Below are 12813 nucleotides of genomic sequence, written 5' to 3'. Positions count from 1 at the left end.
GCACACCAGGAAGATCCGTGAAACGGATGTCGAGGAATTTGACGTCCTCGTCCTTGATGAACCGCAGCACCTCGGATGAATCACTGAACATGGAGTCTCCAGAGGTAGGGCATTCGGGAACTGCCGCCCGCGTGTGCGGGCTTCCCTGGAAACCTATCGACGGGGCGTTGCCCGGCAGTGACGCCTATGTTTCCGGCATGTTACGCGCCGCTGTATACGCTGGCGTGGTGACGTCGATCGAACCCGCTGATTTTCCCGGCCGCAGACTGGGTCTCCCGCGTACCGGTGCGGGCTCGGTCGCCCGGCTGGGCAGACGTGTCGGTGCGCTGTTCATCGACTACGGCGCGGCGTATCTGATCTCCGGTTTCTTCGCCTTCGACCCGCTCGCGATCCTCGCGATCTTCGGACTGATCCAGATCGCCTTCCTGCCCACGCTGCAGGGGAGCCCCGGGCACCGCATCTTCGGGTTGCGCCTCGAGCGCGTCGGCGGCGGATGGGTGGGGCTGTGGCGTCCCATCCTGCGTACGGCGCTGCTGATCGTCGTGATCCCGGCGGTCATCTGGGACGCGGACCAGCGCGGCCTGCACGACAAGGCGGCCGGGACGGTGCTCGTCAGGTCCTGACGGACTCAGCGCGGACGGGGCGCGCGCACCTTCGTCGGATCGATCCCCTTCGGGATCGGAAGGGAGTTCAGGCCCTGCGAGATCGAGTCGACGCGCTTGATGACGGCGCCGATCGTGGCCTTGTCGAGCTTCTTCGGCAGCGACTTGATCGTCTTGGCGAGGTCTTTGATGGGCACCTCTCCGTCACCGTGTCCGATGTAGAAGACGTGCACGGGAACGCCATGGGCCACCCGGGTGACTTTGGAGCGCTCGTCGCCGACGAGGCGGGAGAGACGCCCCTTGGCGCCCTCGCCGATGATCACGACGCCGCCGCGCCCGATGACCCGGTAGACGGCATCCTGCGTCTTGGGGTTCACGCCCACCGGCATCTCGGAGGCGGTCCAGCCACGACCGAGGAATGTGGAGATGACGTGTCCGACCGCTCCGGGCATGCCGTCGAGCTTGACGTACATCGCCCTGGTGGACAGGCGTGTCATCGTCATCAGCGAGATGAGCACGCCCGCGAGCAGGCCGGTGATCCCCCAGAGCAGCACGGTCCACCACTGCACCGGCTGGATCAGGAAGCCCAGAAGGATGCCGAGGCCGATCGCGACGACGAGGATGCCGATCAGCAGCCAGGGCAGAAAGCGGAACTCCTGCTGGGTGAAGGAGTAGAGGCTTCGGATCTGAGAGAAGAATCCCGGGCGCTTCTCGGGCGCCGTGCTGCGTGCTGCCATGACATCCAGCCTACCTTCGCCGCGCACCGCAGATCGGCCCGAGTCCGCGCCGTCGGCTCCTCCCCAGCGGGGGTGAGGCGGCTGTCGTCCTCCACGCACAGCCGGTTCAATCGATCGACGCGGAGGTACTGAGACGCTGGCGACGTGGATCACGACCGCGTAGCCGCCCCCTCGCCCTCGCCGGTCTTCGCCGGCGCCTACCGACCCGTGCGCTCGCTCGTGCCTCCGGAGACACCCTTCCCGGCGGTCTTGGCCCGAGAAGGAGAACAGGCGGTGCTCCTCGTCGACATCCAGGTCATGCCCGCGTGGCGCGGAGCGGACGACAACGTCCATGTGCTGGCCGCGCGAGACATCGCCAGGCGCCCGGACGGTCACGATGCGGTGCTGCCGTGGTGCGTCGAATCGATCACCGCGTTCCTCTCCCGGCGTGCTGCGGGCGCGGCACCGTTGAGCGCCGGCGAGATCGTGACGCTCGCCGCCAGCCTCCTGCGCGGCTGGGATCATGCCCGCCGTACGCCCGAGCGCGGGGCGGCCTGGTGGCTCACCGACGAGGGCATGCCGGTTCTGGTCTGGGATGCCGTCGGCTCGGCGCCCGCGATCGAGGCGACCACATCCGTGCTGAGAGAGATCGCGCACACCAGCGACCTCGACGCGGGTGCGGCCGTGGTCGAGCGGCTCGCCTCCGCGATCGCGGAGGGCGCGGACGTGGCGCCTCTCGAGCCCGCTGTCTTCGCCCTCGGGCAGGCCAGGGCCCTCGACCGCGAACAGCTCACCCCGCGCCGCGTGACGGGCCTCCGGCCGCGCGGTGACGTCACGGCCCCCGTCGTCGAGGACGCCGCGCCCGCCGGGTTTGCAGGACTGGTCCGGCGGATGCTGCGCCGACATGTGGACGAGGGACTCGGCGATCTGATGTCGGATGCCGTCGACCGCACGCGGCGGCGGGGGAGCGAACTCGTCGCGCGCAGGCGCATGCCGTGGATCGTCGCGGCGGCCACCGCCGCCGCCGTCGTCGTGGCGGGCGGCCTGTTGTGGCCTGTGCCCCCCGACCCCGCCGAGTCCGCAGACCGTGGATCGCTCGAGACGACCTCGCCGCGCTCGGACCCGGTTCCCGGCCCTTCGAGCGCTCCGATGGACCCTGATGGTGCGACCGCCGTGTCCGAGCCCGCGGGGCCGACCGGTCTTGCAGAGGCGGCGCAGGACCCCGTCGCCGCTCTCGACGGCCTGCTTCGTGAGCGCGCCGACTGCACCCGAGCGGGTGATGCGCAGGAGTGCTTCGAGGGCGTCTTCGAGCAGCCCGCGCAGACCCTGTTGCCGGCCGGTGCCGTGGACCTCGCCCCCGACACCCGCGCGATCGAGCTGCTCGACGACCTCGGCGGCGTCGCCGTGCTGCGAATTCGAGACCTCGCCGAGACGATGCCGGCCCAGCTCGTCGTGCTCGTGATCCGCGACGGCGGCTGGCGCATCCGAGACGTGACCGAGACCCAGCGTCTCCCGTGAGGGCGAGACACATGCGCGGACGCCGAAGGCGCGGCCTCCCCTGAGGGATGACCGCGCCTTCGTGAGGAGATGTCAGATGCCGAGCGATGCGGCGAAGTCCGCGGCCTCTAGACGCGTCTTCACCGCGCTGAGGAAGCGCGCGGCGTCGGCACCGTCGATGATGCGGTGGTCGTACGAGAGCGCCAGGTAGACGTAGGAGCGGACTCCGATGGCCTCGACGCCGTCGACCTTCACCACACCCGGCTTCTTGACGACCACGCCCGTGCCGAGGATCGCGGACTGCGGCAGGAACACCACGGGGGTGTCGAAGAGCGCGCCGCGCGAACCGGTGTTGGTCAGCGTGAACGTTCCACCCGAGAGCTCATCGGGCTTGAGCTTGTTGTTGCGCGTACGGCCGGCGAGGTCGGCGATCTCGTGCGCGATCTCCGCGAGGTTCTTCGAGGCCGCGTCGCGCAGCACGGGCGTGAGCAGGCCGCGCTCCGTGTCGACCGCGATCGAGAGGTTCTCGCTCGCGGGGTAGACGATGTCCGTGCCGTCGACGGTGGCGTTCACGACCGGGTAGGCCTGAAGAGCCTCAGCCGCGGCCAGCGCGAAGAAAGGCAGGAACGAGAGCTTGTCGCCGGTCTTGTCGAGGAACTCGGCCTTCACACTGTCGCGGTACGCGGCGAGGCGGGTCACATCCACCTCGATCACGGTGGTCAGCTGCGCGGTCGCCTGCATCGATGCGACGGCGCGCTCGGCGAGTACCTTGCGCAGACGCGACATGGGCTGTGTCGTGCCGCGCAGCGGCGACACCTCGAGCTTCGGCGCGGCGGGGGCGGCCGGCGTCTCGGCAGCGGGTGCGGGTGCGGGTGCGGATGCTGCGGCCGCGGCCTGGAGCACGTCCTCCTTACGGATACGTCCTCCGACACCGGTTCCCTTCACGGTCGCGAGGTCGACGCCCTGTGCGGCCGCGAGGCGACGGACCAGCGGCGTGACGTACGAGCGCTCGTCGTCGCCCTCCGCGGCGGGTGCGGGTGCGGGCGCCGCCGGCTCGGAGGGAGCGGACGCCGCGGGGGCCGCCGCGGCCGGAGCGGGCTCCGGCTCGGGGGCCTTCTCGCTCGTCTCGGCGGCAGGGACGTCTTCGTCGACGGGCTTCTCGGTCGAGGGCGCCTCGGGCTGCTCGACGGGCTCTGCGGGCTCGGCGGCCTTGGCGGGCGCACCGCTGCCGATCTTGGCGAGGACCGCGCCGACGGCGACGGTCTCGTCCTCGCCCACGACGATCTCCTGCAGCGTGCCGGCGACGGGGGAGGGGATCTCGGTGTCGACCTTGTCTGTGGAGATCTCGAGCAGCGGCTCGTCGACGGCGACGTCGTCGCCCACCTGCTTGAGCCAGCGGGTGACCGTTCCCTCGGTCACGCTCTCGCCGAGCTCGGGAAGAACGACCGATGTGGCATCATCCGAGGCCGCGGCGGGAGCGGCGGCCGCGGGTGCCTCGGGCTCGGGAGCCGGCGGCTCGGCGGCTGCGGGCTGCTCTGGCTCTGCGGGAGCCTCGTCCGACGGCTGCTCCGCCTCCGCCGGGGCGGGAGCATCGCCCGAAGCTGCGCTTCCGTCGCCGATGGTGGCGAGGATGCCGCCGACCTCGACGACCTCGTCCTCCTGGACGAGGATCTCCTCGAGGATTCCCGAGACGGGCGCGGGAATCTCGGTGTCGACCTTGTCGGTCGAGATCTCGAGCAGGCCTTCGTCGGCGGTGACCTCGTCGCCCACCTGCTTGAGCCAGCGGGTGACCGTTCCCTCGGTGACGCTCTCACCGAGCGCGGGGAGGACGACGGATGTGCTCATGACGGTGTCTCCTTCAGGACGATGCTGTGTTCTAGCTTACTGACGCGCATTCGGTGCGCGCCTACAGGGCGTGCAGGGGCTTGCCGGCGAGGGCGAGGAACGCCTCACCCAGCGCTTCGCTCTGCGTGGGGTGTGCGTGGACGTAGGGTGCGATGTCGTCGGGATGGGCCTCCCACCCGACGATCAGCTGGGCCTCGGCGATGAGTTCGCCGACGCGTGCACCGAGAAGATGCACTCCGACGACGGGGCCGTCGACCTCGCGCACCACCCGGACCAGGCCGGCGGTTCCGAGGATCTCGCTGCGGCCGTTGCCGGCGAGGTTGTAGTCCTGGACGACGACGGCGGCCTCGCCCAGCTGCGTGATCGCCTGCGCCTTCGTCAGCCCCACGGAGGCGACTTCCGGGTCGCTGTAGGTGACCCTCGGGATGTGGTGGTCGGGGACCGAGCTGGGGGTGCGTCCCGCGATGCGCTCGGCGACCGCGATGCCGTGTGCGAAGCCCCGATGGGCGAGCTGGACCCCGCGGACGATGTCGCCGACGGCCCACACGCCGGTGACGGTGGTCGCGAGGTTCTCGTCGACGCGCACGAATCCGTCGTCGAGCTCGACTCCCGTCTCCGCGTAGCCCATCTCCTCCGTCACTGGTCGCCGTCCGACGGCGACCAGCAGGTAGTCGGCGTCGATCGACGTGCCGTCCTCCAGCACGACCTCGACGCTGTCGTCGCTCTGGGTGGCGGACGACAGGCGCGCACCGAGCTTCATCTCGATGCCGCGCTTGCGGAAGGCTCGCTCGAGGCCCTTGCCGAGGACGTCGTCTTCGCCCGGCACCAGGTGAGGCAGGGCCTCGACGATCGTCACATGCGCACCGAAGGAGCGCCAGAGGCTCGCGAACTCCACGCCGATCACTCCGCCGCCGAGCACGATGACACGCCGCGGGATCTCGCCGAGCTCGAGCGCCTGCTCGCTCATCAGGATGCGGCCACCCGGCTCGAGGCCGGGAAGCGTGCGGGAGGCTGACCCCGTTGCCAGGACGACGTTCGCGCCGCGGTAGAGATCGTGGCCGACGCGCACGGCCGGACCGGGTTCGAGGACGCCACGGCCGTGCACGACCGTGATCTTCCGCGTCGCAAGCAGTCCCTGCAGGCCCTTGTACTTCTTGGCGACGATTCCCTCTCGATACGCGCGCAGCCGCTCGGCGTCGACGCCGTCCAGGCGTGCGTCGAGTCCGAGATGCGCGGCACCGCGAACGGAATCCGCGACCTCGGCCGCGTGAAGCAGCGCCTTCGTCGGTATGCACCCGCGGTGCAGACACGTCCCGCCCACCTTGTCGGCCTCGATCAGAACGACGGTGGAGCCGAGTTCCGCCGCCCGGATGGCGGCGGCGTAGCCGCCGCTGCCACCCCCGAGGACGACAAGATCGACCGTGTGCTCGGCCATCAGCGGCTGCGCTCGCCCTCGAGCAGGGCGAGGAGGGACCGCACGGTCGCTCCGGTCGGGCCCTTGTCCGTGGCGCCGAAGGGCGCGCCCTTGTTCATGCCGACGCCCGCGATGTCGAGGTGCACCCACGGGATGCGCGCAGCATCCGCCGTGTCATCGACACGACCCACGAAGTGCTGGAGGAACAGACCCGCGAACAGCGAGCCGCCGGCGGGGTCGCCGATCTTGGCGTTCACGAGGTCGGCGATGGGGGAGTCGAGGTCGTCTCGCATGTGGGCCGGCAGCGGCAGATGCCAGGCGAGCTCGCCGGCGCGGGTCGCGGCCTCGAGGTATTCCCGCACCGCCTCGCCCTCGCCCATGACACCCGCGTGGCGCGTGCCGAGGGCCACCGTGATCGCTCCGGTCAGCGTCGCGACGTCGACGATCAGATCGGGATGCTCGCGCGAGGCGGCGACGAGCCCGTCGGCCAACACGAGCCGCCCCTCGGCATCCGTGTTGAGCACCTCGATCGTCGTACCGTCGAGAGCCGTCAGCACATCACCCGGCCGGGTCGCGCGGCCCGAGGGCATGTTGTCGGCGATGCAGAGGAAGGACGTCACCCGCACGGGGAGGCGAAGCTGCGCCGCGGCGCGCACGACGGCCAGCGCGACGGCGGCGCCGCACATGTCGTACTTCATGCCGACCATCGATCCGGCGGGCTTGAGCGAGAGCCCGCCCGTGTCGAACGTGATGCCCTTGCCGACGACGGCGACATGACGTGTCGCGGTGGCGGGTGAGTAGTCCAGGCGCACGAGCCGGGGCGGTCGATCCGACCCGCGTCCCACGCCCAGGATGCCGCCGTAGCCGCCGTCGGCGAGGTCCTGCTCGTCGAGCACGGTCACCTCGACGGGCAGGTCGCGCACGGCGGTGACGGCTTCGTCGGCGAGGTCCTGCGGGCCGAGCCGGTCGGCGGGCGTCGACACGAGATCCTTCACCAGCGCGACGGCGTCGACGACTGACTGCACCGCCGCGACATCGTCGTCCGCGACATCGTCATCGGACACGACGCGCACCGTCGAGGCGCGGCGCTTGCCGCCGTCCTTCTTGTACGACGCGAATGTATAGGCGCCGAGCCCCGCGCCCTCGGCGATCGCACGCCACGCGCCCGAGGGCGCCGCCGGCGCGTTCACCACGACCGCCTCGACGCCTCCCAGCGCACGCAGGCCGGCGCCCGCGGCGTCGCGATAGGCGGCGGCATCCCTCCCGGGACCGACCCCCGCCACGGCGACCGTCGCGCCATCGAACGGAACACGGGAGAAAGACCCCGCGGCGCCGGCGAACTCCACGGCCCGCAGTGCGTCGAAAAGGCCGGCCCAGGCTTCGAGAGCCTTCTCATCGAGCGGCGAGGGGATCAGGAGGAGCAGCTGCGCGTCAGCCTCGATCTCGGGTGCGGAACCAGTGCTGTGCGAGAGCTGAGGCGTCGGCATATGGACCATCCTAGGTCGGGCGTGCGCCCGGCGGCGGGGAGCACGCGCCGAGCGCCCGACGTGTTCGCTGTCAGCGCGCGTCATGTCCGAGCCACCGCGCCGGGTGCCTCGTAGAGTGGGGGGATGCCCTCGTTCGGACCCCTCTACGCGCATGCGGACGACGCGCCGGATGTGCCAGCGGGCCTGCCCCTCGTGATCGCCTTGACCGGCTTCACCGACGCGGGCAGCGCGGTCTCCCAAGTGATCGACGTGCTGCGGGAGTCGATGGAGACCTCCGCCGTGATCGCCTTCTCGAACGACGCGCTCCTGGACTACCGGGCGCGGCGACCCGTGATCTCCTTCGACCAGGACCATCTGACCGATTACCGCCCGCCGCGGTTGGAGCTGGCGCTCGCCCACGATGCCATGGGCAAGGCGTTCCTCACCCTCACGGGCTACGAGCCCGACTTCGGCTGGGACGCCTTCGCCGCGGCCGTCCTCGATCTGGCCGATCGGTACTCCGTGTCGTCGGTGACCTGGGTGCACGCGATCGCGATGCCCGTTCCCCACACTCGGCCGATCGGCACCACGGTGAGCGGCACCCGTGCCGAGCTGATCTCCGCCCACTCCGTGTGGCAGCCGCACACCCAGGTGCCGGCGACGGCGGGCCATCTTCTGGAGCTCCGCTTCTCCGAGCACGACACGCCCGTGGCGAGCTTCGTCCTGCTCATCCCGCACTATCTGGCCGACGCCGAGTATCCGGCGGCGGCGATCACCGCGCTCGAGAGCATCACCATCGCGACGGGGCTTGCTCTGCCCTCCGAGGATCTTCGCGAGGCGAACCTCGATTTCCTGTCCAAGGTCGAGGAGCAGATCGGTGCGAGTGACGAGCTGGCGACGATGCTCGAGAACCTCGAGTCGCGCTACGACCAGTATATGGCGGGGTCGCCGCTGCGCGCGGCGTCGTTCGGCGAGGTCGAGCTGCCGAGCGCCGACGAACTCGCGGCGGAGCTGGAGCGATTCCTCGCGTCCCGCCCCGCGGGCGACGACGACAAGCACACCGGACTCTCCTGACGCGAACCGGGGAATGCCCAGTCGACGGGCCGCGTTGACAACGGCAGTCCCGCAGGTGTCGGCAGCCGGCATCCAGTGTGCGATAATGGACAATCCGACCCGTTGTCAAGGGTGAATGCTCTGCGCAGGACTTGACAAGGGTCTTACTCGTGTCCGAAACCGACCGGACGCCCCCCGACTCAGGGACCGAGGGGCGGCGGTGAAAGGCGAATTGTGACTCCTTCCCGGACCACCACCGAAGACGTCGTCGACGAGGCGACCGTGACCGCGGCGAAGCCCGCGACGAAGACGGCGGCGAAGAAGCCCGCCGCGAAGGCCAAGGCCCCCGCCGCGAAGAAGGCGGCGCCTGCGAAGGCCAGCAAGAAGACCTCGGCTTCCGAGGACGACGAGGACGTCGACCCCGACGAGGCGATCGAAGAGGTCGAGGAGACCGACGACTCCGCCGACGATGACACGTCGGAGGAGTCCGCGTCGGGCGAGAAGAAGGCCTCGGACGACGATTCGGGCGACGACGACGACGAGGACGCACCCAAGAAGCCGGTGAGCGAGCCGCTCCCCACGGGCGCGATCGTGATCTCGTCGAGCGACGAGGACGACGTTCCCGTCTACTCCACCACGATCACCGGCGCGACGGCCGACCCCGTCAAGGACTACCTGAAGCAGATCGGCAAGGTTCCGCTGCTGAACGCGGCCGAAGAGGTCGAACTCGCGATGCGCATCGAGGCCGGCCTGTTCGCCGAGGAGAAGCTCTCGCACCTCTCCGACGCCGAGAAGCGCACGCAGCTCGGGCGCGACCTGACGTGGGTGGCCAAGGACGGTCAGCGCGCCAAGTCCCACCTGCTCGGCGCGAACCTGCGACTGGTCGTCTCGCTGGCAAAGCGCTACACCGGCCGCGGCATGCAGTTCCTGGACCTGATCCAGGAGGGCAACCTCGGCCTGATCCGCGCGGTCGAGAAGTTCGATTACACCAAGGGCTTCAAATTCTCGACGTACGCCACGTGGTGGATCCGTCAGGCCATCACCCGAGCCATGGCCGACCAGGCCCGCACGATCCGCATCCCCGTGCACATGGTCGAGGTCATCAACAAGCTCGCGCGCGTCCAGCGCCAGATGCTTCAGGATCTCGGCCGCGAGCCCACTCCCGAGGAGCTCAGCCGCGAACTCGACATGACCCCCGAGAAGGTCATCGAGGTGCAGAAGTACGGCCGTGAGCCGATCTCGCTGCACACCCCCCTCGGCGAGGACGGCGACAGCGAATTCGGCGACCTCATCGAAGACACCGAGGCTGTCGTGCCGGCGGACGCCGTCGGCTTCACGATGCTGCAGCGTCAGCTCGAGTCGCTCCTTGACTCGCTCAGCGAGCGCGAGGCGGGTGTCATCCGCATGCGCTTCGGTCTGGGCGATGGCATGCCGAAGACGCTCGACCAGATCGGCGACACGTTCGGGGTGACCCGCGAGCGGATCCGTCAGATCGAGTCGAAGACGATGGCCAAGCTCCGGCATCCGTCGCGGTCTCAGTCGCTGCGCGACTACCTGGAGTAAGCCGGGATGGCAGGCGCGATCGCGGGCGCCGTCGGCCGGGTACGCGACGCCGTGGGCGTGGCCGCCGGCCGGGGTGTGCAGTGGGCGCTGCGCGTGCGCGGCGGCAAGGGGTCCGGCGCGCCCGGGCTGGTGACCAACCGGATCAGCCCCGGTCTGCTGCCGCGCGTCCTCGGCTCGTTCCCCGAGGGGGTCGTCGTCATCAGCGGCACGGCCGGCAAGTCCACGACCACGAAGATGGTCGCGGCTCTGCTGCGCGCGCACGGGCTGCGCGTGTTCACGAACTCGTCGACGGCGAACCTGCCCCAGGGCATCACCTCGGCCGTGCTCGATGAGGGCGACTGGGCCGGGCGGGTGCATGCCGATATCGCCGTCCTCGAGATGGACGAGGCATTCGGTGCGAAGATCGCCGGGATATACACGGCCAGGGTCGTGACCCTCACCAACATCAACCTCGACGACATTGCGCGGTTCGAGTCCTACGAGCGGGTGATCCGCCTGTTGAGCACCGTCGCCGGACGCGCCACGCAGGCGGTCGTGCTCAACGCCGACGACGCCTCGCTGTCGCGGGTGGCGCGCGCCGTCCAGGCCGGCGAGCGGGGCGTCGCCGTCCACCGATTCGGCGTCGCCGGGACGGTGATGGAAGCGCAGCCCTACGGGCTCGGCTATGTGCGCACCGAGCCGGAGCGGATGCCGGCGAGCGACGGGACGCTGGTCCTCTCGGTGTCGGGGCGAGATGCCGAGATCACGCGCGGTGGCGCGTCGATGCCGGTCACCCTCCCCGCACGCGGCGTGCATTTCGCGGTGGACGCGGCGGCGGCCATCGAGACGGCGCACGCCGTCTTCGGCGATGCGTTCGACGCGGCGCTCTCGGCCCGCACACTCTCGACCCTCGAGCCCGTGTTCGGGCGGGGCGAGACGGTCGAGATCGCCGGCCAGCGCATCGAGTGCCTGCTCGTGCAGAACACCGCCAGCTTCCAGCTCAACATCGACGCGATCGGTCCCGCGCGGGAGCGCGTGTTCCTCGGAGTGTGCGACGCCGAAGAAGACACCTCCTGGCTGTGGACGGTGCACACGGAGTCCCTGGGTCACGTCGACATCGTCGGCGGGCCGAAGGCCGACGCGATGGCCAATCGCCTCGCCTACGACGGCGTGCCCTTCGGAACGGTCGACACCGACCTGATTCGGGCCTTCGAGGCGTTCCTCGCTCTGCCGGCTCCCTCCGAAGGAGACAAGACCGTCGTGTTCACCTCACGCAGCATGCGCCGCATCCGCGGGCACTACGGGCTCACGAGCGCCGAGGTGCGGGCGAAGGCGGGCGCGCGATGAGCGGGTTCGTCGTCGCGTCACTCGTACCGCGCCTGCTGGACATCCACGGCGATGCGCAGAACGCGCAGGTGCTGGCCGCCCGCGCCCGCTGGCGGGGTGTCGATGCCACCGTGGTCGACGTCGAGACATCCGCGGATGCTGCGGCGCAGCATCCGGACGCCATCACGATCGGGGCGGGGTTCGACGCCGACGCAGCCGAGATCCTCGCTGCGTTGCGATCGTTCGAGGGCGAGCTTTCGGGATGGGTCGCCGCGGGGGTGCCGCTGGTCGCCGTCGGTCTGGGCTGGGAGCTGCTGAGCGCGTCGGTCGAGCTCGCACCGGGGGAGCACACCCCGGGGCTCGGCGTGTTCCCCGGACGGGCCGTCGCGTCGGAGCGGCGCGTGGGAACCGTGGCCGTGGACTCCGCCTTCGGCCGCCTCGTGGGCTACGAGTACCACCTGCGCGACTATGTGCGCTCGGGCGCCGAGCAGCCGCTGGGCGTCGTTGTCTCCGGCATCGGCAACCTCGTGGCGGGCGGCCGGGAGGACGGCGCCGTCATCGGCGCCTGTGTCGGCACGGGCATCCGCGGGCCGGTGCTGGCGCGCAACCCGCGCCTCGCGGACGAGGTGCTGTTGCGCGCCTTCGCCCGACGTGGCATCGGTGCCGGTGAGGTCGATCCTCGCCAGAGCCGTGCGGATGCGCATGCCGAGACCGCGAACCGCATCGTGCTCGAGAACATGCGAATCGGCCGCAACGCCTGAGCGTCACGGCCGATTCGGGGCGGATCGAAGGATCCGCGGAGTATGGGGTCAGCCCGCCTCGATGAGGCGCGCCGTCTCGTCGTGCCACGACGTGGCGACACTGCGCAGCTTGTCTTCGTACTTGCGCCCGTGGTGTGCGCAGAAGAGCAGTTCGCTGCCCTTGACTTCAGCGGCGATGTAGGCCTGCGCACCGCACGAGTCGCAGCGGTCGGCAGCGCTGAGGCGGTAGGTGATCTCGTGTTCGGTGGGAGTCGTAAGCGTGGTCATCTCGGTGCCTCCTCGGATCGCTGGTCGGGTGCGACATCGTCCCATAGAACCACGGGTTTGTTACGGCCAGGCCGCGATTCGGTGACATTTCGCTCAGCGCGTACGCCGGGCGACGCCGGCCGTGTGTCGGGTCAGGCAGTCGAGGCCGCGCTTGTACGCTGGGAGATTGTGACGTCCGAGTACTCAGCCCACCACCTCCAGGTACTCGAGGGGCTCGAAGCCGTGCGCAAACGGCCGGGCATGTACATCGGCTCGAACGGCTCGCCGGGTCTGATGCACTGCCTCTGGGAGATCATCGACAACGCCGTCGACGAGGCCCTCGGC

Annotated in this window: 11 protein-coding genes; 6 read left to right on the top strand and 5 right to left on the bottom strand. The window is 70.1% G+C overall.

Translation table 11 applies throughout. The features are described 5' to 3' along the window. Window positions 1-227: 227 nt before the first annotated feature. Entirely contained in the window at window positions 228-623 is a 396-nt protein-coding gene (locus tag DI573_RS10355) for an RDD family protein (protein WP_292813689.1), read from the top strand. A 5-nt stretch (window positions 624-628) separates the two neighbouring features. Here the strand turns inward: DI573_RS10355 and DI573_RS10350 are convergent, their stop codons facing one another. Next, window positions 629-1339 (bottom strand): DUF4191 domain-containing protein, encoded by a 711-nt coding sequence (locus tag DI573_RS10350; protein WP_292813687.1) that lies wholly within the window; start codon window positions 1337-1339, stop codon window positions 629-631. Between the two features lie 144 nt (window positions 1340-1483). On the opposite strand from DI573_RS10350, the gene DI573_RS10345 reads away from it, so the two are divergent. Further along, complete coding sequence (locus tag DI573_RS10345) at window positions 1484-2836, top strand: hypothetical protein (RefSeq protein ID WP_292813684.1); 1353 nt, start codon at window positions 1484-1486, stop codon at window positions 2834-2836. 72 nt (window positions 2837-2908) lie between these two features. Here DI573_RS10345 and sucB read toward each other — a convergent pair whose 3' ends face one another. From sucB to DI573_RS10330, 3 genes are all read right to left on the bottom strand, one after another. After that, window positions 2909-4660, bottom strand: a complete 1752-nt coding sequence (gene sucB, locus DI573_RS10340) for a 2-oxoglutarate dehydrogenase, E2 component, dihydrolipoamide succinyltransferase (protein WP_292813682.1) — start codon at window positions 4658-4660, stop codon at window positions 2909-2911. A gap of 61 nt (window positions 4661-4721) precedes the next feature. Continuing rightward, a complete protein-coding gene (gene lpdA, locus DI573_RS10335; RefSeq protein WP_292813679.1) occupies window positions 4722-6095 on the bottom strand; it encodes a dihydrolipoyl dehydrogenase in 1374 nt (457 codons plus the stop codon). Next, window positions 6095-7561 (bottom strand): leucyl aminopeptidase, encoded by a 1467-nt coding sequence (locus DI573_RS10330; RefSeq protein ID WP_292813676.1) that lies wholly within the window; start codon window positions 7559-7561, stop codon window positions 6095-6097. The genes lpdA and DI573_RS10330 overlap by 1 nt, the downstream gene beginning before the upstream one ends. Window positions 7562-7684: 123 nt before the next feature. Here DI573_RS10330 and DI573_RS10325 point away from each other — a divergent pair, with 123 nt between their 5' ends. The 4 genes from DI573_RS10325 (at window position 7685) to DI573_RS10310 (ending at window position 12222) form a co-directional block, all read left to right on the top strand. Then, window positions 7685-8614, top strand: a complete 930-nt coding sequence (locus DI573_RS10325; RefSeq protein ID WP_292813673.1) for a PAC2 family protein — start codon at window positions 7685-7687, stop codon at window positions 8612-8614. 213 nt (window positions 8615-8827) lie between these two features. Beyond that, a complete protein-coding gene (locus DI573_RS10320) occupies window positions 8828-10156 on the top strand; it encodes an RNA polymerase sigma factor (RefSeq protein ID WP_292813671.1) in 1329 nt (442 codons plus the stop codon). Between the two features lie 6 nt (window positions 10157-10162). Beyond that, window positions 10163-11482, top strand: coding sequence for a MurT ligase domain-containing protein (locus tag DI573_RS10315; RefSeq protein ID WP_292813668.1), 1320 nt, complete (start codon window positions 10163-10165; stop codon window positions 11480-11482). Beyond that, on the top strand, window positions 11479-12222 hold the full coding sequence (locus DI573_RS10310; protein ID WP_292813666.1) for a hypothetical protein: 744 nt from the start codon (window positions 11479-11481) through the stop codon (window positions 12220-12222). Before DI573_RS10315 ends, DI573_RS10310 begins: the two co-directional genes overlap by 4 nt. A gap of 48 nt (window positions 12223-12270) precedes the next feature. Here DI573_RS10310 and DI573_RS10305 read toward each other — a convergent pair whose 3' ends face one another. Beyond that, entirely contained in the window at window positions 12271-12489 is a 219-nt protein-coding gene (locus DI573_RS10305) for a hypothetical protein (RefSeq protein WP_292813663.1), read from the bottom strand. Window positions 12490-12813 lie beyond the last annotated feature (324 nt).

Origin of the sequence: Microbacterium sp., assembly GCF_003248605.1 — a bacterium.
Lineage (GTDB): Bacteria > Actinomycetota > Actinomycetes > Actinomycetales > Microbacteriaceae > Microbacterium.
The sequence above is the reverse complement of the archived record's forward strand: the minus strand, read 5'-3'. Positions and strand labels throughout refer to the sequence as shown.